Raw genomic sequence first — 22,313 nt, 5'->3', positions numbered from 1 at the left:
TTATTTTAATCCCCCGCCTACACCCGTACCAAAACCTATTGAACTGGCGCCGGTAATCAGGCTAATCCGTCCGTTAGCACCAACGTTAACCGATGCATCGCTAATTCCTTTACCGCCAAGTTCTGCATCACTGCCTAATGATTTCGAGGCCGATCCAATTACATTTGTACCTGCGCTTACCCCAACAGAACCTTCAATAACCACATCGGTAATTCCGGTGCGATCGATTTCTATAATACCTGTAACGCCAGCGCCTACCCCTGCTTTTAAAGGACCAACACCCGCAATATCGGCACCTACATTAGCCGAAACGGCTACGGTACAATTTACAAATTGATCTTCAAATGTTTCCTTATCCATATTTTGCTTCAAACCAAGCTTTATAAAATCAAGATCAAGGGTTGTTTCCATCCGACTGCAATCGACACTGATGGTACCGATTACATAGTTCATGCTACTATGGTACTGACAAGCAACATCATCAAACTCAGCCAGTTTACCCGAAGGCTTTATTTCTGGTTCGGCAATACACATATAGCTTGTTATCGATTTGAACATATGGTTTTCAAGTGTTTTTAACCAGGCCATTTTAAGTGCAGGCTTTACGGCTTCAAATTCTTCAGGACTCATCATGTACATGGATAGATAAGCTGTTTCATTATAGTATTGCTTGTCGAGCTGCATCTTTTCCAGATAGAACTGTTCAAGCTCGGTGTTCATTGCCTTCAGGTAATCATCACTCGCTTTCTGGTATTTAGGGCAATAATTTTCATTGCGCTGCCCCTCACCGGTTTGTTTGGCATCTTCCTGTTGAAGTTTTGTCATCAGCTGGGTATAGGCAGTTTGCAACTGTTCGCCTCTACCGGCAGAAAAAGCTGAAATCTTTTCACCCCATGCCTTTATTTTCCTGAAATAATCTTCTTCCAGGCTTTTAAGTTTTTTAATGGCCACAGCAGCATGTAAAGGCCTGGTGAAGCCCGGAGCCTGGAACTTGCCTGTTTTATAGCCGGTCTGTACCTGATTCACTATGGCTTTTAGTTTAGTATCGTTCGTTTCGAACACAAGTTTTTTGGCTTCGGCTTGCTGTTTTTCGAGCTTCTTCGTATTTTCTGATAAGGTCATATCAAAATCGACCCAGGCTTTTGCATAACCTACACACTCTTTTACCGATTTAGGGAAAGGTGGTGGCTGTAGCCCACCAAGATTCATCGCATCGGGCTTTTTATTTGCAGGCAGAAATAAATCATTACCACCGAGGTCATACCCCAGTTTCCGTAGCTGTTCTTCCTTTTCCTGCGAGTAAATGGTTTTTATTGACTTTTTCACCAGGTTAACGGCTTCTGTCTTACCACCTTTCGATTCTTCAATTTTTGCCTTTGTTACAGTTGCCTGTGGATGCCCACCCATAATCCGCAGGGTACTATCTAAATACTTTGATGATTTTTCCATATCGCCCAAACCAAACCATGCCTGGCCTAAATTATTCAGCAATGTGGTATTGCGTGGAAAGCGGCCATTTAAATTGTTCAGCAGCGGTATGGCCTGCTCCTCAGCTCCGATCATTGATAGCATTGCCGCGTAATTGCTCAGGTTATCGGTATTATTGGGGTTTTCGGCACAGGTTTTACTCATCAGGTAAATTGCGGTTTGAATACGGCCTGTTAGCCATAGCGCCGATGCGGCATTTCCTATGGCTGCATTTGATTTGCCTGAGGCTTTTAATGCCTTAAATATGCTTTCGCCCAACGTTTTAACTTGAGGCTTTAATGCGTTAAAAAGCTTCTGTTGGTTTGAGGAGATGTAACTCCCAATGGCTGCCGTAGCAAGTTTTGGTTGTATGGAGGCGATCCGGGCCTGGTTTCTTAAAGGAACAATCCTAGATTGGTTTTCCCATTCTTTTTTGAGTTGGGCATCAGAAATACCTGACAGCTTTTTGGTGGTAGCATTTATGTCAGGCATTTTAATTCCCATTTCGGCCATGCTACGCTTAGTTTCCGGGTTAAGGTTTTCCATTTCTGACTGGAGCGATTTCATCATTTTCTGAAATTCGTCCTGGGTAGGCGGTTTTTCCGCTTTTTTAACTTGTTTTGTGGTTTGAGCACTGGTAATGCCACAAAGAAGTAAACAAATAACAATTAGCAGCGATGGTTTCATAACTTTAAATCCCGTATATTGAACATGTAAATAGCCTGTCAAATTCATGGATTAAAGTTGCAGGAGATTAGCTGTTGAATCAATCACCTAAAAGCATGATTTTCTATTTATAAAAATCACCGGAAAGCGTGAGCTTACCGCGAAAAACCTTTAGCTACCTTTGTCTCTATACGCTATATCATGTACCGCAAAATATTAACGCTGTTTTATGTACTATCCCTGCTGGGTTACTTCCCTGCAATGGCCAGGCAATCGCCAGAAAGGGACAGCTTACTTCATTTATTGAAAACTGCAAAAGCAGACACAAATAAAGTATTCCTGTTAATCAGGTACGGACAACAACTCGAAGATCGTTCGCCTGTGCAGGCCAAACAATATTACCAGCAGGCTGGTGATTTAAGCAGGCAACTCGGTTTTAAAAAAGGGATAATAAAATACATTGCCAACTACACCTATATCCTGAATAACGTTGATGGCGACTATCAGACATCGATACAGCTGAACCTGCAGGCACTGCAACTGGCAAGAGGTTTAAGGGATAGCCTTTTGCTTGCGAAAACACTGTTTAATGTGGGTACGGCCTACAAGATGAACAGTGAGTTTGAGAATGCCGTAAAATATTACGAAGAAGGAAAAGCCATTTTTGAACAGATTGGCGATGTTACGGCGAGCGCCCAGGGCTACGACATTCTTCAGTTGCTTTACTACTATATGCATCAATATGAAAGGGGAATTATATTAGGCGAGAAATCGGTTGCAATGCTTCGAAAATCGCCTGATGTTAATTTTCTGATTTCGGCGCTTTCTAATCTAGGCTTAAACTATTCAGCAGCAGGAAAAATAGCAAAGGCAAGGTCGGTTTACGAGCAGGCACTCGATGTTTCAATAAAGGATGATAATACCTATGGGATTATGGTGCAGTACCTGAACCTTGGCGACCTGGAACTAAACAGCCAGAAACCTCAAAAACTGGCTTTTTACATGAATAAGGCCCTGCAATTATCCAGAAAGCTCGAAAATTATGATGGAATATCTACGGCATACCGGGGGCTTGCTTATCATCATTTCTATGAAAAGGATTACATCAAAGCTAAGCAATATGCCGATAGCGCAATCCGGATTGCCAACACCCGCGGACTTCGCCAACACAGAAAAACAACCCTCGATTTATTAGCCAAAATAGCTTACAGTACGCAAAACCAGCAACAGGGAAAATACTATGAAGAACAAAGCAAACAACTTAATGATAGCCTGCTTAATGAGGTAACACAGAAACGAACAGTAGAGCTTGAAAAAAAATATGAACTAGCTTCTAAAACAACAAAAATCAGAAAACTCGAATCGGAGAAGCAATTACAAAACCTAAAGATTCAGCAGCGGAATGTGCTAATTTTTGTAGCGGCGGGTGGTTGCATACTGGTATTAATCATCTTCTTACTGGCAGCCAGAGGCTACAGGCAAAAACAAAAGATACAGAAACAGAGGATCAGCGAACTTGAAAAAGAAAGACAGCTTACGGCCACAACAGCGGTATTAATGGGCGAGGAAAAAGAGCGGACCAGGCTTGCCCGCGATCTTCATGATGGCTTGGGCGGAATGTTAAGCGGTATAAAATATTCATTTCAGGATATGAAAGGTAATTTAATCATGACGCCGGAAAATCAGCTGGCATTTGAACGTAGTATGGATATGCTCGACGGTTCGATAAAAGAAATGCGCAGGGTTGCACATAACATGATGCCCGAAGCCTTGGTAAAATTTGGTTTGATCACGGCCATCGATGATTTTTGTAAAGACATCAATCAAACGGGTGCCCTGAACATTAACTTTCAAACCATCGGCTTTCAGGATAAACCCGTAGAGCAGTCGCTTGCACACAGCATATACCGCGTTGTACAGGAATTAATCAATAACATCCTCAAACATGCCGGGGCAACGACTGCTTTGGTTCAGCTGAGCAGGGAAACCGGGTCGATCAGCATTACCGTTGAAGACGATGGTAAAGGCTTCAATCCTGCTGATTTAAAATACCAGAAAGGCATAGGCTGGGAAAATATTCAGCACCGCATTGCATTACTGAATGGCAAAACCGACATTAACAGTCAACCTGATAAAGGCACATCAATACTTATCGAAATACCACAGCCATGATAACAAAGGTTTTTGTAGTCGACGATCATTACATGGTTATAGAAGGGATTAAAGCGCTTCTGGAGAATGAGGCAGGTATAGAATGGATGGGGCATGCCACAAATGCGGCATCATGTCTGCATTTTCTGCAAAGAAATACCCCTGACATAATCCTTATGGATATTAACCTGCCGGATAAAAGCGGGATTGACCTGTGCAAGGAAGTAACCAATCTTTACCCGGGAATTTTCGTTATTGGTTTAAGTACCTTTAATCAGTACAGTTTTATCAGCAAAATGATTGATAACGGAGCAAAAGGCTACGTACTCAAAAATGCAACGAGACAAGAACTTCAGGAAGCGATTTTTACGGTAAGTAAGCATAAAAAATATTTCAGCAATGAAGTTACCCGGGTGATGACACAATTGCAGGAAAATGCACCCTTGCTTACCAGGCGTGAACGCGAAGTTTTAAATCTGATTGCCGAAGGCATGACCAATAATGAGATAACCGAAAAACTCTTCATCAGCATCAACACGGTGGATACACACCGTAAAAACCTGATGATAAAACTTAAAGCTAAAAATACTGCAGAGCTAATTAAACATGCGTTACAGCATAACCTAATCGACTATAGTGAAAACTGAAATTGTCCTGATTTCATTTCAAAACGTACAAATTTCAATCATTTTCTAATCCTGTTCTAATACTAGTATAACAATTAAGCTATACTCCGGAAAAACGCCCTGAATGTGACTTTTCAATGAAGCTGTATACCCGGTAAACTTTGTTTCAACCTTATATTTGCATAACACATGATGAGGTTACTGAGGAAAAATTTATTGAGAAGTATTTTTGGCTTAATGATATTAAGCTTAATGACGCTAAAGTTTTCCTTATTTTCAATATCTACAATTTGTGGTTCGAAAAGCAGCTACGCAATTGAAAAAAGTACCGAAGAAAGTAAAGAAAAAGAAGACGAATCATTCGAAAAAGTGAAGAAAAAGCTGCTGCTTTACGAAACATTATGTATTGAATCATTAACCCCTTCCCTGATCAAGGGTTCAAAAGCAAACAAATACACTCACTGGCTAAGGCTTTTAAGTTTTCCGGCCAGGAATGTACCAACCCCGCCTCCCAACACTACTTGCTGATACTGTTCATTTTTAAAAGAATGAATTGCGCTGCATCATTAAAAATGATGCTTTAAAAATCACTTTACATTTAGCTACTTATTTACACTGATTACCAATGGTATAAATAAGTAAATTATCACAAAAAACAAATGAAACACAATCATATTGCCGGTGCACCTACGCCCTGGCAAAGACTGGTGCGAATGCTTCACCTGGAACGCAAGACCATCAACTACATTTATATTTACGCCATATTAATCGGATTAATAGGGCTGTCGCTTCCACTCGGCACCAGTGCTGTATTCAACCTGTTATCAAACGGCGCAATGTACAGTTCAACTTATATACTTATAGCGGTAATTCTGGCCGGTATTGTTATCGGTGGATTACTCCTTATCGGACAGTTTACCCTTGTCGAATTTCTGGAGCAAAAGATATTTACCAAAGCGGCCATGGAATTTGCTTTCCGGCTGCCAAGAATAAAGAAGACGGCACTGGAGGGTGAAAACCCATCAGAACTGGTAAACAGGTTTTTCGATATCCTAACCATCCAGAAAGGCTTAACGAAGCTCCTTGTAGATATTATTGCGGCCGCCGTACTCATTTTCTTTAGCGTGATCCTTTTGTCATTCTATCATCCGGTATTCATGGCTTTCGGAACTTTTGTATTGATTGTAATGATATTGGTAGTTGTGCTTTACTACCGCCAGGGCGTAAGAACGAGTATAGAAGAATCGGAATACAAATACCAGGTAGTGGCTTATCTCGAAGAAGTTGCTGCCGACCTTGACAGCTACAGAACAAATGCTACAAAGAAGAAAGAAATTATTGAACGTACCGATAAGATTACGGCCAAATATATCCAGTCACGCAATGATCACTTTGGCGTATTGAAGAAGTTTTTCTTCAGTGCAGTAGCCATGCGAACGGTGCTCATGGGTGCTTTACTCCTTTTGGGTTCATATTTTGTAGTAGAACGCCAGATGACTTTTGGTCAGTTTGTCGCGGCAGAAGTAATTATTGTACAAATCAGTTATGCTATTGAGAAGCTGATGACGAATTTAAACACCGTTTTCGATATGGTAACCGGAGGTGAAAAACTTGCTGTAGTAACCGACCTGGAGTTGGAGGAAGGAGAATTTAACCATGGCTAACCATCAGCAGAACATTACGGAACTAAATAACTGGGAAAGCCTCTCCGTTTATGCAAACCATAAAATTATTGATGCCAGGGGCCCAAAGCGATTAGGGCGCATCCTGTTATTTGTGCTTGCTTTCTTCATCGTATTACTTTTCTTACCTTACAGGCAAACCATACCCGGCCGCGGAACGGTAACAGCATTACGTCCGGAAGACCGCCCACAAACGGTACAAAACCAGATTGGTGGCCGTATAGAACACTGGGCTGTACGTGAGGGTCAGGAAGTAAAAAAAGGCGATACCATACTGGTAATTTCTGAAACAAGCCAGTCGTACTTTGACCCTGAACTCCCCACTCGTTTAAACGAACAGCTTGATGCCAAGCGTGGCAGCGAAACAGCCGCAGTGCAAAAGATCGACGCAACAAAAGCGCAAATGAAAGCGCTGAGTGACGGACTACGTTTTCAGATGAAAGCGGCAGAAAACAAGGTTTTACAGGCCCGAAATTATGTGAGCATTGATAGCGCCGATTTACTGGCTGTTCAGCGTTTCTATGAAACCACTAAAACGCGGCTTGAACGTTATGAAACAGGTTATAAAAACGGATTATTTTCGCTTACCGATATTGAAACACGCAGGCTTAAGCTGCAGGAAGACAATGCAAAGGTGATCAGCCAGCGTAATAAACTGGATAATGCCAGACAAAACCTGTTCAACGCCGGTATCGAGCTCGATAACATCAGGGCTAAATACCAGGAATCACTATCGAAAGCACAATCAGACATGAGTTCAGCGGTATCGAGCCGTGCCAGTGCACAAGGCGACATTGCCAAACTTCGCAACGATATTTCGAACATCAGCATCAGACGTGGCCTTTACATTGTACGTGCACCGCAAAGCGGATTTATCGTAAAAACCTTGAAAGCCGGAATTGGTGAGAATATTAAAGAGGGTGAATCGGTTGCTACATTACAGCCCAGAGAGCCACTTGTAGCAGCAGAGTTGTATGTTAGTGCCATGGATGTTCCTTTAATTCTCGATACCAGCGACGTACGATTGCAATTTGAGGGCTGGCCGTCTATTCAGTTTGCCGGATGGCCTTCAGTGGCTGTAGGGACCTTTGCCGGAAAAGTATTTTCTATCGATCGCGTAAGCAGTACCGGAGGAAAATACCGCGTATTGGTAAGTCAGGCTAATCCTGTTCCTTCAAAAGATGAACCTTGGCCAGCACAGTTACGTCAGGGCTCAGGTATATACGGCAGGATTATTCTGCGTTCAGTTCCATTATGGTACGAAATCTGGCGGCAGCTGAATGGCTTCCCGCCAAGCCTGGATAAGGAACCTGCTGAGCTAAAAGAAAAGAAGTAAGACGGAAGGAGAAATTGTGATGAAGATAAATTTTAAAAAGATAACATTGCTACTGTTCTCTTTGTTCCTGTTGTGCAGGATTGGCCAGGCGCAGGCCGTAAAGAACGACAGTACAAAGGTTTTTACGCTGAGTGATCTGCAAATGGTTGTTTTCAAATACCATCCTGTAATTAAGCAGGCAGCTTTGTTGAGCGAATCGGCACAAGCCAAGGTATTACAATCGCTGGGTTATTTCGACCCGGAACTGAAAGCCGGTTTCAGCAAAAAGTTATTTGGTAATACCGACTATTATAACAAATGGAACAGTGAGCTTAAAATACCGCTTTGGCTGGCAGGAGCAGATTTAAAAATTGGCTACGACCGCAATGTTGGCGAATATGTAAATCCTGAAAACCGAACAGCTACAACAGGTTTATCAGCCATTGGCTTAAGTATTCCTTTAGGTCAGGGATTGATTATTGATGCCCGCAGAAGCACTTTGCGACAAGCAAAATCAATGGTTCAGTATGCACAGGCCGACCAGATCAAGGAGATAAACACCGTATGGTATGAAGTTGCCAAAGATTACTGGAACTGGTACTATGCACATAAACAACATGAACTGGTAAACGAAGGGTTGGATTTAGCGCAGCGCCGATTTAAAGCCTTGAGTCGGCAGACACTCCTTGGCGACAAACCTGCAATAGATTCGGTAGAGGCTTATATTACGGTTCAGGAGCGGATAATTCAGCAGGAAAAAACAGCTATCGAATTGCAAAATGCCCGGTTGGTACTTTCCAATCACCTCTGGGATGAACAAGGGCAACCACTGGAAATTCCTGCTGGGATTCATCCTGAAAATATCGACCGCCAGCTTGCACAACCCAATAACATGCTGCTTGATACCCTGCTCGGACAAGCCAGGGAACAGCATCCGGAATTGCTAAAACTGCGAAGCAAAGCGGAGCAACTTGCCATAGAGAAAACTTACAGGCAGGAGCAATTAAAGCCTAAACTTAATGTTATCGGAAACCTGCTTTCGAACAGGACTGGTTTTAACAGTAATATCCCTGGTTATTACGACTTTAACTGGAGCAATTACAAATTAGGTTTAGAGTTTGCATTTCCCCTTTTCCTGCGCTCGGAACGTGGAAAACTTCGTGAGGTAAAGATTAAACAAATGGAATTGAATTATGACTTACAGCAATCAGGCAGAACGATAAGAAACAATGTGATTACTGCATTCAATAACCTGTCGGTGTATGCCACACAGCTGGCCGTTCAGGTAAAAAGCATAGAAAATCAGCAGTTACTGGTGAACGGCGAGAACCAGAAATTCGCCCTCGGCGAAAGTACCCTTTTCCTGATCAACAGCCGGGAAACAAAGCTGATTGACATGAAAATAAAGCAGGAAAGTATGGTTTCAGGCTATCAAAAAGCCCTGGCAGAGCTATATTACAAAGCCGGAAAAAACACAACTACGTTGTAAACCTTCAAACACATGGATTACCTGATTTAATCCATGTGTTAATTATCCTTTTTACGTAGGCATTGGATAAATGAACCTTTCAGCAAAGTAAGTCTGGACGTTACAACAAAACACAGCGAATAAATTTCTCCGTTAATTTGTGTAAATTTATTTAGCTATGAAAAATACAGAAACAGTATTGGTAACTGGAGGTTCGGGTTTTATTGCATCTTATTGCATTATTGATTTATTGAACAAAGGCTTTAAAGTTAAAGCGACCTTACGCTCACTAAAAAAAGCAGAACTGGTAAAACAGATGCTTAAAGCAGGTGGCATAGATTCATTTGATAATTTATCCTTCGTTGAAGCAGATTTACAGCACGAATCTTCATGGGATCAGGCAGTAGAGAATTGTCAATATGTAGTACACGTGGCCTCACCTACGCCACACACAGATGCTAAAACTGAAGATGATTTTGTAATACCAGCCAAAAACGGCGTCTTATATGTTTTAAAAGCGGCAAAGAAAGCTGGTGTAAAGAGAGTTGTACTCACCTCTGCATTCGGAGCCGTGGGGTATGGTACTGTAAAAAACACACCATATACAGAAGAAGACTGGACCATATTAAACGAAACCGTCTTCCCCTATCAAAAGTCTAAAACCATTTCTGAACTTGCCGCCTGGGATTTTATTACAAATGAAGGCAAAGGACTGGAACTCTCCGTGGTAAATCCAACGGGTGTTCTTGGTCCTGTTTTATCCGATGACTTTTCTCACTCCATACAAAACATTAAACAAATGTTAAACGGTGAGATGAAAGCCTGCCCTAAACTAATTTCCGGCTACGTTGACGTAAGAGATGTTGCAGACTTACATATTAAAGCCATGATGATGCCCGAGGCAAATGGACAGCGTTTTATAGCCGTGGCCGGAGAAGGATTATCCCTTTTAGACATAGCAAATGTTTTAAGAAAAAATCTTCCAGAAAGAGCTGATCAATTGCCAGGCCGGGAATTACCGAGTTGGCTCATTAAATTAATGGCTATCTTTATTCCGAAACTCAGGGGGGTAAAGCCTTATCTGGATATGGTAAAGAGAGCCAGCAGCAAAAAAGCAATAACCATGCTTGGATGGCAGCCGCGTACCTCAGAAGAAGCTATTATAGCCACTGCTAACAGTTTAATTAAGTTAAATATTGTAAAGTAACAGATTTTCATTTTATAAGATAAACGGCATGAAAGTAATTATTACAGGTGCTACCGGACTTGTAGGTGAAGGTGTATTGCTGGTAAGCCTTGAGCACCCGGCGATAACTGAAGTCCTGATCATTAACCGACGAACACTGGACATCCAGCATCAAAAACTTAAACAGCTTATTGTTAAAGATTTTTCGACGATAGGTAGTTACCATGAACAACTCAGTGATTATGATGCTTGCTTTTTTTGTGCTGGTGTAAGTGTTGTTGGTGAAAACGAAGCCTCTTTTACCAGGAAAACATTCGATTTTGTGGTACCCTTTTCGGCAACATTAGCGGATTTTAACCCTCAAATGACCTTTATTTATGTTTCCGGTAACCGTACCGATAGCACGGAACAAGGCAAAGTAATGTGGGCAAGGGTAAAAGGTAAAACCGAAAATGCACTTTTAAAACTACCTTTTAAAGCCGTTTATAATTTCAGGCCGGGCTTTATGAAGCCATTAAAAGGACAGCATAATGTAAGGTTTATTTACCGCGTATTTCAGGCACTCTATCCGGTTTGGATTACTTTACTACCCAACTGGACCTGCACTATGAGGGAAGTGGGCTTAGCCATGATCAACTGTACCAGAAAAGGATATGCTAAACACATTTTAGAAGTTCAGGATATTAAAGCACAAGCCAAAGCATGAAAATAACCGAAATAAAATCCTGTTTCATTGGTCCGGTTATTTCTCCCGAACAATTTATAGCAGAACATTTCTTTCTTTTCGTTGGAAAAGGCGTAATGAACGGCTACGATGGTAATAAACATTATGTACTTAAACCCGGTGAAAGCTGCATAATAAGAAAAAACAGGCTGGCACGATATAATAAGGTAAAAGTAGATGACAAATTCGAAAAGGTGGTAATCCTGTTTGACGAAAAATTCCTGAAGAAATTTCAGGCTATGCACAATATTACTTTTCAGGATAATAAATCGAAAGACGCCTTTATCAAAGTAAAAAAAGACAAGCTAATTAACAGTTTTTTACTTTCGCTCGAACCATATTACACTGGTACGGGAAACATTACCGATGCTTTTTCTGATGTAAAGCGTGAGGAATTACTGCTTATCCTGCTTCAGTTACACCCGGAACTGGCCACAGTTTTATTTGATTTTGGTATTCCCGGCAGACTGGATCTGGAAGAGTTTATGCAAAAGAACTATAAATTTAATGTAAGCATCGAGCGCTTTGCGTTTTTAACCGGCCGTAGCTTGTCGGCCTTTAAACGCGATTTTAAAACCATCTTTAACGATACCCCAAACCATTGGCTGGTACAAAAACGTTTAGCGGAAGCTCATTTCCTTATGGAAAAACATCAACAAAAACCAACGGACTTTTACCTTGACCTGGGTTTTGAAGACCTCTCCCATTTCTCATTCGCTTTTAAAAAACGTTTTGGTTATGCTCCTACAGCGATGTTAAACCAGGAAATCTAAATTATCCTTTATAAGCAATTATGATGTTTTTCATGGTTAAATTTCAAACCATTCAACAATCTTAATAGAGCAAGCTATATTGTATTTCGGGCTGGATAATAATTTCAAGTATTTTTATAAATTTACAAAACAACCTTATTCAATGAATATTTTAAAACACTGCTTAAAATTAGCGTTACTTTTATTTCCTTTTGTTTCGGTAGCGCAAAACAAGGGCGATCATGCAAAATCATTTTCAATTTCACCGGCCTTTGAATTGCTCCGTTCTACACACGGAAATGCGTTTTATGGCCCTTCTTTAAAAGGAAGCTATCATTTTTCTAACGGTTTTGAAACCGGCCTGGGTGTAGAATACGCGGCAACTCCTGAACACCATGATAATGGTTACGTTTTGTATAAAGTAAAATTCCTTCCAGTTTACGGAAACGTGAAATATAATTTCAAAAGCGACAAACTGATCAGGTTTTACGCCGAAACATCGGTAGGTATTTCATTCAATAAATACTATATCGCTGATGAATTAACACCTCTGGCTACCTCACGAACGAATGAAGAAGGTTTGTTTTTATATACCGGTTTTGGCGCAAAATATGCAATCAGCAATAAAGTAAATACATTTTTGGGTGTTGGCTTTAAGGGCTATAAAATGAGCACCAATGATCTGGATATCAACCCGCATGGGCTTTCGTTTATGCTTGGCTTTACTTTCTTTTAAACTATGAAGAAATTAATTCTTTTTTTCCCCATTTGCCTCACCCTGTTTAGCAGCTGCGTACTGTTTAAAAGGAACAGGGTTCATGAACATAACGGCATCGAAAAGACTGAATTTAATTTACCGATAATCCTCTATCCTGCCAAAGAAGCCTCATCAAAGAAGCTGTTAATTTTTCTTTCAGGCGATGGTGGCTGGATTAAATTTGAAGACGATCTATCTGTTATGTTTGCTGAAAAAGGTTTTCAAACCATTGGCATCAATGCAAGGAGCTATTTCTGGGAGCAAAAAACGCCGGCACAAACAGCAGGCGATATTTTATTACTCATCAGGAAGTATGCCTTTAAATATAAAACCAATCAGATTTATCTTTGTGGTTATTCCTTTGGCGCAGATGTAATACCTTTCATTTACAGCCGTTTACCCTATCGGGCCAAAAGGCACGTAAGGGCGCTGGAAATGCTTTCACCTTTTGCCACCACCGACTTCATGGTGCATTTTTCAGACTTAACCAATACTTCTGCTGATAATTATCAGTATAAAGTAGATCAGGAGATTGCAAAACTAAATATACCTATATATTGTTTTTACGGAACTGATGAGGATGATAAGCCTTTGAAAACCATTACGCAAAAGAATTTCCATCTTGATAGTTTAGGAGGTAATCACCATTACAAGGAAGAAGATTACCATAAAATTATAGCAGCGCTAATTAAATAATATACTATGTTCAAATCGTCGGCAACCTTAACACTTCTGTTCCTATCCATTTTTACCTATGCACAAAATGCTGCTGATATTTCAAAATTACCATTAAGCACCCTTAATAAACCTGCTGCTAAAAGAATCATTTTCTATTTTACCGGAGATGGAGGTTTAAACAGTTTTTCGCAGAAACTAATCAGTGGTTTAGCGGCAAAGAATTATGCTATAGTAGCACTCGATACCCGTAAATATTTCTGGGAACAAAAGAGTCCGGATAAATTTGCGCAAGACATGAACGAGCTGGTTCAATACTATTTAAAACTCTGGAACAAGGAAGAATTTTCAATTCTGGGTTATTCTTTTGGCGCTGATGCCGCATTATTTTTCGTTCCCCGGATTAAAGAACAGCAGCATAGCCTAAAAACAACGGTATTGCTTTCGCCTTCAACATCTACTGATCTGGTTGTAAAGGTAAGCGACCTGATCGGTTTCGGCAGTAAGGAAGGAAAATACAAAACCATTTCCGAACTTAATAAAATTAATTCGCCGGTGCTTTGCATCTTCGGCAAAGATGAAGACAGCGATTTTTATAAATCGATGAAGGAAAAGAAAAATGTAGAAAAAGCACTGATACCAGGCTCACATAAATTTGATAACGACTTTGATAAAATTGTGAGCACCGTAATATCAGGCTTATAACCTAGCTGCCTTCCGAAATTCTTTTCAGCGCATTTGGCACCTGTAGAAGGTGATAATTGTGGCTGTAAATCAGGTATTTCTTATTCCACTCCGGGTAGAATTTCTCTTTATATTTTCTTAAACCTTTAAACTGGGCAAAGGCCTTTAAATTATCGTAGGCATATTTTATAGTTTTCTGTGTTACGTTCACACCATCAATACCCGACAGTGGCGCAAGACCCATGTTCACGCTTGTAAAGCCTTCATCCTTTAAATAAAGGAAAGTTTTAGCCAGCAACATATCTAAAACACCATTTGGTGCATCTGTTTCCTTTCGGATGAGGTCGTATGTTGCCTCACCTGGTGCATAATCGGGTACAAGGTTTAAGAAAGCGTAAACTTTTTCTTCCTCATCTTCAATGGTAAGGATTGTCTGGTTTTTTAAAATGCTTTTATCGAAAATCCCCTGTGTAAAGGCAACTTCCTTCTGGTCTAAATCTCTTAACCAGTTATCAGATACGGTTTGCAATTTCTGTAACAAGCCTTCCTTTTGCTGTCCTTTATAAACTTTAAAGGCGTAGCCTTCTCCGGTTAAACGGTTAATCGCACTACGGGTAGTTTTCATTTTGCCACCGTCAATTGTAAATTTAGTAAGGTCGAGAACTGCTTCCTCACCTATCGGGATAGATTTCTTTCCGATAGACCGGTAGAAATCGAGCGATGTTTCCGGTACACGATAATAAGCTGCAATAAAACCATTGTCTTCACAGCGCTCTTCAAACTTTTTAATCATTTCGAGCTTATCATTTACCGTAGCTGCCACCGGATCTTCAAGTACTAAAGCAAAGTGCCGGGTTATCTTAAAGCTGATAAATGCGGTTCTTTCAGCATTAAAATAAATAAACTTATCCGGATAAGTTTTAAAGTAATCGAGTGCTGAAACACCATCTGCTTTTACAAGGTTTTCTGCGTCGATAAAATCCTGCTCATTATTATAGGGCTTAGAAAAATAAGGTTTGAGTAAGCTGAAAACAATAAAAAGTATCACTAAACCACTTGCTACGTAAATGGATTGTTCGAAATGTTCGCCAAACTTTGTTAAGGGACGGAGTGCATTATCATCAATAAAGAAAATAACTTTCAGCACGGCCATCACGGCATCGACAAACTTAAATTCTACACCAAAATGCCGCTTCTCGATGAAATAAAAACCTAAAACCCCATAGGTAAATACGGCAATTGCTGCATAAATAACAACCTGATAACCAAACTTTACAAACTTTGGGTGTGGTTTCAATTTGTAATTTGCCCGGGTGTAAAACAACGATGAACCGGCCACAAAAGCCAGTAAGGCTTCTTCGTAATCAGCTGCCTTAAACAGGTGCCCTAAAATAGAAAATAAGGTTAAAGCCAATGCAATGTACCAGGCTCTTTTCGACCCCTGCAACAGGAAAATGCTCACCATAACCAGCACCAGGCCGAAGATAAGGACCAAGGAGTTACTGGTAACAATTAGGTCTTCGGGAAGAATATTCTTTACCAGTCTAAGCCTTGTTGGGATGGCCGGACTTATCGATGAAATAATGTTAACCACGCCCAGCACCAGGATAATAAAGGCCGGCAAAAGCCGTAGTATAATATTATCTTTCCGGACAATAAAACTGATGATACCGCCGATTAATGGCAGCCAGAATTCGAAAAACCTGAACAATAATGTGATGGTTGCAGCTGCCACCAAAGGAAAGCCAAACTGCCCTAAAATAAAGGTTAAAGAAACTTCAATGGTGCCTAAACCACGTAAAAACGGCGAGGCAATCAGCAAAATTACCATTACAATATAACCGATAATCGCTGCAGGTATACTTGCATTAAACCCTAAGGCAAGCATACAAATGTATAGGTGTGCAATCCCGATAACCTCAATACCTACTGAAACCAGTAAGGTAAGCCAGAACTGTTTGCGACTGATTTGCTCATCCACCATATCATCAAGAACAGCAGTTAAAGACGGTCTTATCTTCGAAAGATAACGATAGGCCCAGCTCTTTTTGGAGATAGAGTAAATCACTACAATTAAAAAAACCGTTAAAAGCAGCAGGAACAAGAAACTAAACAACTCTACATTGCCGAGCTTCGTCGATAATATTGCGATACCAAGAACCGGGATAGCTACAATAACTACCGACAAAATACCACAGAAGGCAAACAATGTAGATGCCAGGTGTATTTTTGATTTTGAAATCCCCTCCTCTTCAATTTCCGTGGTAAAGAAAATCAACGATGAAAAACCGCCGGCAGGTAAAAATATGCTGATTAAATTTCGTTTCAAGAATAGCTTTATAGAATCAATCAGGTTAAGGTTTACATTTAAGGCCCTAAAACTATGTACGTACATCTGTCCTTGGGCTATGATGTACACAATGGTTAAAATTATTCCCAGAATAATATATGTTGGTAAAGCGGTGCTCAGTTGTGTTCTGATTTGAAGTACTTCAAGGTGCTGTGCCCTTATAAAGAAAACAGCCATGCCCAACATAAACACAGCAAGAAAAAACTGCCAGAAAAACTTATTGTAAACCAATCGGGATAAAAAGGATTTCGCTTTATGCATATTTAATAAGTTGATATGCCAAGCTTTAGCCGATGCATATCGTTTTTAGGAATAATTGGTTAAATGTGACTACTAAATTATAAAGATTTTGAATAAATCTACATAGAAAAATAAACTTGAGTATTCTGAAAAGTGCTACGATAATTTTTACAGATCTTGGCAAGCGCTGAGAAACCCAGCTACGATTTAGCAAAAAATTCTTTTATTTGCGCTCATGAATCGTCTGTCCCTGATCATTATTTTAACCTTTCTTTCACTGGCTTCAAATGCGCAACTGAAGCTCATTAAAAAGATGTTATCTACCGAAGCGGATACCACCAGAAAATCGAGCTTTATGCCTGTTCCGGTATTTGGTTACACACAGGAAGTTGGTTTTCAGTTTGGTGCCGGTGCACTGTATTCATTTTATGCAGATCGGCTGGATACTTTAAACAGAAGTTCCAATTTTTCATTTACAGGTTCTTACTCGACAAAAAAAACCTACAACTTCAGTATTTATGGCGATGCCTGGAGTAAAGGGAACGAATATCATGGCCTGGCTGAACTTCGCTTAAGGAAAATGCCCTTTAATTTCTATGGAATCGGTCCGCGAACTGCACAGGCGGATGAACATAAACTCGAAATCAGACAGCTAAAGCTTCAGTTCGACCTGGAAAAACAAGTACTTAAAGACACTTATTCGGGTGTTTCTTTAGGATTTGAGAATTATAAAGTTGTTGACAGAGTTGGTGAAGGGATTTTTACCCGAGACCCAAACATTCTGGGTAGATCAGGTGGCCGTTTATTATTTGCAGGGCTTTCTCAAAGCTACGACAACAGAAATTCTAACAATTATCCAACAAAAGGCTTTTTTGGCAGGATAAGCTATCAATATGCACCCGAGCTTTTTGGAAGCGATAATTTTAGGGGCAGCCAGATTAAACTCAACCTGCGCCATTTTTTATATATCAGCAAACATTTTGTTTTAGGAACGCAGGGCATTTATAATACCGTTCAGAGCGACCATACGCCTTTTTACCTCTTACCACAGTTAGGTAATGATGAAATAATGCGTGGCTATTATACAGGTCGTTACCGCGACAGAAACCTCTTTGCTTTTCAATCCGAATTGCGTTACCGTTATAACAGCCGATTTGGGGCAGTATTATTTGCCGGTACAGGAACCGTATGGGGACGTCGCGATTTCACCTTTGATAACTTTAAACCTAATCTTGGTGCTGGTTTGAGGTATTTTTACGATCCGGCCAAAGGTTTAAGTGTCAGGATAGATTATGGCATTGGCGAGAAAAAAGCAAATGAAGATCGACAAAGTGGCTTCTATGTCAGCCTGGCTGAAGCATTTTAACAGTCAATTCGCTTTGGATTTAAAAGCAAAAGCCCCGCATTGCTGCAAGGCTTTTTACTTTTTCATAAGTAGATGATATTATTTTGTAAGGATATCAACTTTCCCGCCATTCTTAAATAAATCATGAGAAACGAAATAACCTTGTAAATCTTTGCCGTTCACTTTGATGGCTGTCATGTCCCTGCCCTTTCCTGGCTTTGAAATGGTGATGTATTTCCCATTGTTAGTTCTCCATTTAACCTCATCAAATAAAGGCACAGTAACGATATAAGATGGATCAGTAGCAGAAAACGGATATAAGCCCAGTGCACTGAACACATACCAAGACGACATCTCGCCCGCATCGTCCATACCACACAAAGCTAAGCCATCATCGCCAATACCATAAAGATTATTCAGGATGTTATCTAAAATCTTTTGCGATTTTTCGGGTTTGCCGATGAAGTGGTATGAAAAAGGTGCTTCATGGTCGGGTTGATTACCATGACAATACTGACCGATCATGGTTTCAACATTTCTGGCAATATAATTAGGGTTCCATGGTACGGTAAATAAGGAATCGAGCTTTGATTCAAAACCTTTGGCCCCGCCATACAGTTCAATTAAACCCTTCATATCGTGCGGAGCAAAGAAGGAAACCTGCCAGGCATTTGCTTCACGGTACATATACTCATAGTAAGGAAACTGAGGATTAAAAGGCTTAATCCAGCTACCATCGGCAAGTTTACCCCTCATAAAGCGTGTTGAGGGATCGAACATATTTTTATAGTTTTTCGAACGGGCCATTAAGATTCTGTAATTGGCCGTATCACCAAGTTTTTTAGCGATTTGCGCTACAGAATAATCATCATAAGAATACTCAAGCGTTTTGGAAACCCCGGCGCTGGCTTTAGTTTCAACCTTCGGATCAGGAATATCGGGTTCAGAAATAAAACCTTTCTGAATGTATTCTTCAACATGCGGACGGGCACCACCCGGTGTATTGGCATTTTTTAATAAAATCTGATAAGTTCCTTTGATATCAAAATTATCGATGCCCCGCAGATAAGCACCTGCAATTGAAGAAGCACCGTGATCGCCATGGAAGAAAGTTGGGATAAAGCCTTTTTTGTCACCAACATCCTTCATCGATTTAATCACATCAAGGGTAACATCGGGTGTAATTAAGCCTAAAAGCACATCTTTATTGCGATAGGTATCCCATAAAGAAGGTTCTGTATAATACCTGAAATCAGATTTAACTACTTTCCTGCTGGCATCGGTATATTCGCCATTAACATCGCTTCGCAAAGCAGGCCATAAAAAAGAACGGTAAAGGCATGAGTACAACATTACCTTTTGCTTCTCCGTTCCACCTTTTACCTGAATGGAAGATAGAATTGTTTCCCATTTTTGAGTAGCCTCTTTTCGGATATCGTTGAAGGATTTGCTGCCGATTTCTTTCAAAAGGTTTTCCTTTGCATTTTCGGTGCTCACAAATGATAAACCTATTTTAAGCTCAACAGGTGCATTATTGCCGTTAGCCAATTGAACAACCGCATAGCCTGTACGCTTTCCTTCTTCCGTTTTGCTTAACTTATCGATTTTGGTATTGATAATAGCATAGAAATAAACGTTTTCTCCACCCTGAAAGCCTTTGATAACATTATTTCCCTCCTGTTCGATGTTCCAGGTAGATACACGGCTATTTGCCTTTCCCATATCGAAAAGAATCTGCCGGTCGGTATTATCTTTAAATTCGTACTTATGATAGCCAGCCCTTAAAGTAGACGTTAAACTAACATTAACGTTGTAATCATCCAGATAAACCTGATAAAAGCCTGGTGCGGAGCTTTCTTTTTTATGCGAAAACTTAGAACCAAATTTTGCACCGGGATGAGACATCGGCAAAATCGGAATATTACATAAATTCCAATGGCCTTTGTTGGTGTGAGTAAAACCTAAAATAACGTCATCTTCATATTCGTAGCCAGCTCCTGAACCATACTCGGTCATTGGACTCAGCTGGACCATAGCATTAGGCAGGCTGCTTCCGGGAAAGGTTAAACCTGCCCACGAGCGCCAGCCCTGAGGCAATTCATACCCTAATATTTTAGGGTCGGTTAAAGGTGCTGTACCAATAAATGTATTTACATATTTAGTATTATTATTGCCCGACTGGCTTTTCGCTCCTGATGAAGCAAGCAGAAAAAGCAGTGCTAAACTGAGTATGTTTTTAGTTCCGGTTCTCATTGAGGTTGATGTAATTTGGTTGTTAACTCAAATATATACATTTATACCATCGGGTATAAAAAATAGCATTAACGTTACACTAAATCGTTTTATTTAATTACAGATATGAATTTCGATATCCGGGAGATTTACTTGTTATCGAAAGATAAAAAAGACCCGTTCCGCTAACAGGAACGAGCCTAACAATTAAACTTTTAATAAAGCAGGTTTTTCATGATAAGTGCGCCAGAGCAACTCACCAAATAAGGTATTCGACCAGGCAAACCAAGCCCGAGTGAATTTTGAAGGGTCGTTTTTATTGAATGACTCGTGCATGAAACCTTTACCTGCATGTGTTTTCTGCAGGGTTTCGATACAGGATTTTATTTCTTTATCATCTTTTGAAGTTAAAGCACGCATGGTAATACTCATCGGCCAGATCATATCCTGACCAGCATGAGGGCCACCAATACCTTCTGCGGCTGTACCTTTAAAGAAATACGGGTTATCTAATGAAAGGGCAAACTTCCTGGTGTTCTGGTAAACCGGATCATCTAACTTAACAGCCCCTAAATAAGGCAATGCAAGTAAACTCGGCACATTTGAATCGTCCATCAGGTACGAACTGCCAAAACCATCCACTTCAAATGCATAGATTTTACCGTATTTCGGATGGTTAACAATGGCATGTTTTTGAATTGCAGCATAAACTTCATCTGCCAGGTTCAATAAGCTACTTTCCAATGCCGAATCTGGCTGTAATGATTTGATCATTTCAGCCGCTTGCTTTAAACTGGTAACGGCAAAGAAATTTGAAGGAATCAGGAAAGGGAATATAGTTGCATCATCACTGGGACGAAAAGCAGAGCAGATTAAACCTACAGGATTTACCGGAAAACCATATCCTGCCATCGGCAAACTATCAGTAGGTTGTGTCGTTTCCCTTTGAAAATGATAGGTACCTTTTGTGTTTTTGCGTTGCTGATCTTTAAATGTTTTCAATGTAGCTTCAATTCCTTTTTTCCAGTCCGCGTCAAAAGGCATTTTATCACCGGTTTTTTTCCAGTAGTGGTAAGCCAGACGAATGGGATAACATAAGGAATCGATTTCCCATTTACGTTCGTGAACACCAGGCTGCATGGCTGTCCTGTCGGTTTTCCACTCACCTACTTTATTTGGATCGCCATAGAAAGCATTTGCATAAGGGTCTTTCAAAACGCATTGTGTTTGATGAATAATTACGCCGGCAATAAGTTTCTTTAAGGGCTCATCTTCATTTACAAACTGCAGGTAAGGCCAAACCTGTGCAGAACTGTCACGTAGCCACATTGCATCGATATCACCTGTAATTACATATGTATCCGGGCGACCATTTTTTTCTGAGTGATACACTGTTGTATCTAAAGTATTCGGAAAACAATTTTCGAAGAGCCAGCATAGTTCAGGATTTTTAACATTTGCCTGGAAAGTTTTAATGGCTGCATCAACCGCTTTGCTTTTAAAATGTCTTTTACCCTCTGCAAACCTTACCACAGGAAATTCAGGCATTAATTCGCTGGCAAAAGAAAATTTTGATGCGACAAGGCCGGCACCTAAAAGGCTTGTATTTTGTATAAAAGTTCTTCTCTTCATAATTATAATTTGTGCTATCTGGTTTCGTTTATCGTTCCTTCTAAACAGTATTGATTGCGAATGCGGTAATCAACACGAATCGTAAACCTGTTTCAGTTTATAGATTTATCTGGCTAGAATAAAAACAAATATTATTAAAATATTTTGAAGATCAAAATCAAAATGATTGTTTAAAGCACTCCTAAATCGTTTTTCTATTCCGTATTCAATTTATTACATAAATCTTCAGTTTCTACGGTTTTACGCTGATTTTACAGAAGTAAACTGATTATACCGAACAAAGCAGTGAAACCTATCATGGCAATGTATCAACCGGTAATGTGTTCTTTGTCACTAAAAAAATCACAACAAACTGATTTTA

General features: G+C 40.2%; 17 protein-coding genes. 13 read left to right on the top strand and 4 right to left on the bottom strand.

Annotated elements, in window-relative coordinates; all coding sequences use genetic code 11:
* Complete coding sequence (locus tag R2R71_RS00350) at nt 1–2,154, bottom strand: hypothetical protein (RefSeq protein WP_316829248.1); 2,154 nt, start codon at nt 2,152–2,154, stop codon at nt 1–3.
* A 180-nt stretch (nt 2,155–2,334) separates the two neighbouring features.
* Between R2R71_RS00350 and R2R71_RS00345 the strand changes: the two genes are divergently transcribed.
* From R2R71_RS00345 to R2R71_RS00290, 12 genes are all read left to right on the top strand, one after another.
* Nucleotides 2,335–4,305 (top strand): sensor histidine kinase, encoded by a 1,971-nt coding sequence (locus R2R71_RS00345; protein ID WP_316829247.1) that lies wholly within the window; start codon nt 2,335–2,337, stop codon nt 4,303–4,305.
* The gene (locus R2R71_RS00340; RefSeq protein ID WP_316829246.1) at nt 4,302–4,931 is read left to right on the top strand and encodes a response regulator transcription factor; all 630 of its coding nucleotides are present in this window, start codon (nt 4,302–4,304) and stop codon (nt 4,929–4,931) included. Before R2R71_RS00345 ends, R2R71_RS00340 begins: the two co-directional genes overlap by 4 nt.
* A 168-nt stretch (nt 4,932–5,099) precedes the next feature.
* Complete coding sequence (locus R2R71_RS00335; RefSeq protein WP_316829245.1) at nt 5,100–5,438, top strand: hypothetical protein; 339 nt, start codon at nt 5,100–5,102, stop codon at nt 5,436–5,438.
* Between the two features lie 131 nt (nt 5,439–5,569).
* Nucleotides 5,570–6,574 (top strand): ABC transporter transmembrane domain-containing protein, encoded by a 1,005-nt coding sequence (locus R2R71_RS00330; protein WP_316829244.1) that lies wholly within the window; start codon nt 5,570–5,572, stop codon nt 6,572–6,574.
* Nucleotides 6,567–7,928, top strand: coding sequence for an HlyD family secretion protein (locus tag R2R71_RS00325; protein WP_316829243.1), 1,362 nt, complete (start codon nt 6,567–6,569; stop codon nt 7,926–7,928). The genes R2R71_RS00330 and R2R71_RS00325 overlap by 8 nt, the downstream gene beginning before the upstream one ends.
* A gap of 19 nt (nt 7,929–7,947) precedes the next feature.
* Nucleotides 7,948–9,396, top strand: a complete 1,449-nt coding sequence (locus R2R71_RS00320) for a TolC family protein (protein ID WP_316829242.1) — start codon at nt 7,948–7,950, stop codon at nt 9,394–9,396.
* 157 nt (nt 9,397–9,553) lie between these two features.
* Entirely contained in the window at nt 9,554–10,582 is a 1,029-nt protein-coding gene (locus R2R71_RS00315) for an aldehyde reductase (RefSeq protein ID WP_316829241.1), read from the top strand.
* Between the two features lie 28 nt (nt 10,583–10,610).
* Nucleotides 10,611–11,267 (top strand): NAD-dependent epimerase/dehydratase family protein, encoded by a 657-nt coding sequence (locus R2R71_RS00310; protein WP_316829240.1) that lies wholly within the window; start codon nt 10,611–10,613, stop codon nt 11,265–11,267.
* Nucleotides 11,264–12,058: an AraC family transcriptional regulator gene (locus R2R71_RS00305; protein ID WP_316829239.1), complete on the top strand. Its 795-nt coding sequence runs from the start codon at nt 11,264–11,266 to the stop codon at nt 12,056–12,058. The genes R2R71_RS00310 and R2R71_RS00305 overlap by 4 nt, the downstream gene beginning before the upstream one ends.
* A 142-nt stretch (nt 12,059–12,200) precedes the next feature.
* Nucleotides 12,201–12,773 (top strand): outer membrane beta-barrel protein, encoded by a 573-nt coding sequence (locus R2R71_RS00300; protein ID WP_316829238.1) that lies wholly within the window; start codon nt 12,201–12,203, stop codon nt 12,771–12,773.
* Between the two features lie 3 nt (nt 12,774–12,776).
* Nucleotides 12,777–13,490 (top strand): AcvB/VirJ family lysyl-phosphatidylglycerol hydrolase, encoded by a 714-nt coding sequence (locus tag R2R71_RS00295; RefSeq protein WP_316829237.1) that lies wholly within the window; start codon nt 12,777–12,779, stop codon nt 13,488–13,490.
* Nucleotides 13,491–13,496: 6 nt separating this feature from the next.
* Nucleotides 13,497–14,174, top strand: coding sequence for an AcvB/VirJ family lysyl-phosphatidylglycerol hydrolase (locus R2R71_RS00290; RefSeq protein ID WP_316829236.1), 678 nt, complete (start codon nt 13,497–13,499; stop codon nt 14,172–14,174).
* 1 nt (nt 14,175) lies between these two features.
* Here the strand turns inward: R2R71_RS00290 and R2R71_RS00285 are convergent, their stop codons facing one another.
* Complete coding sequence (locus R2R71_RS00285; protein ID WP_316829235.1) at nt 14,176–16,764, bottom strand: phosphatidylglycerol lysyltransferase domain-containing protein; 2,589 nt, start codon at nt 16,762–16,764, stop codon at nt 14,176–14,178.
* Between the two features lie 214 nt (nt 16,765–16,978).
* Between R2R71_RS00285 and R2R71_RS00280 the strand changes: the two genes are divergently transcribed.
* A complete protein-coding gene (locus R2R71_RS00280) occupies nt 16,979–18,109 on the top strand; it encodes a BamA/TamA family outer membrane protein (protein WP_316829234.1) in 1,131 nt (376 codons plus the stop codon).
* A 78-nt stretch (nt 18,110–18,187) separates the two neighbouring features.
* Here the strand turns inward: R2R71_RS00280 and R2R71_RS00275 are convergent, their stop codons facing one another.
* Nucleotides 18,188–20,341, bottom strand: coding sequence for a GH92 family glycosyl hydrolase (locus tag R2R71_RS00275; RefSeq protein ID WP_316829233.1), 2,154 nt, complete (start codon nt 20,339–20,341; stop codon nt 18,188–18,190).
* A gap of 186 nt (nt 20,342–20,527) precedes the next feature.
* Nucleotides 20,528–21,952, bottom strand: a complete 1,425-nt coding sequence (locus R2R71_RS00270; RefSeq protein ID WP_316829232.1) for a glycoside hydrolase family 125 protein — start codon at nt 21,950–21,952, stop codon at nt 20,528–20,530.
* Between the last annotated feature and the right edge of the window lie 361 nt (nt 21,953–22,313).

It is taken from the genome of Pedobacter aquatilis, assembly GCF_032678405.1.
GTDB classification, from domain to species: Bacteria; Bacteroidota; Bacteroidia; order Sphingobacteriales; family Sphingobacteriaceae; genus Pedobacter; species Pedobacter aquatilis_A.
This window is presented reverse-complemented; position numbering and strand designations above follow the sequence as displayed.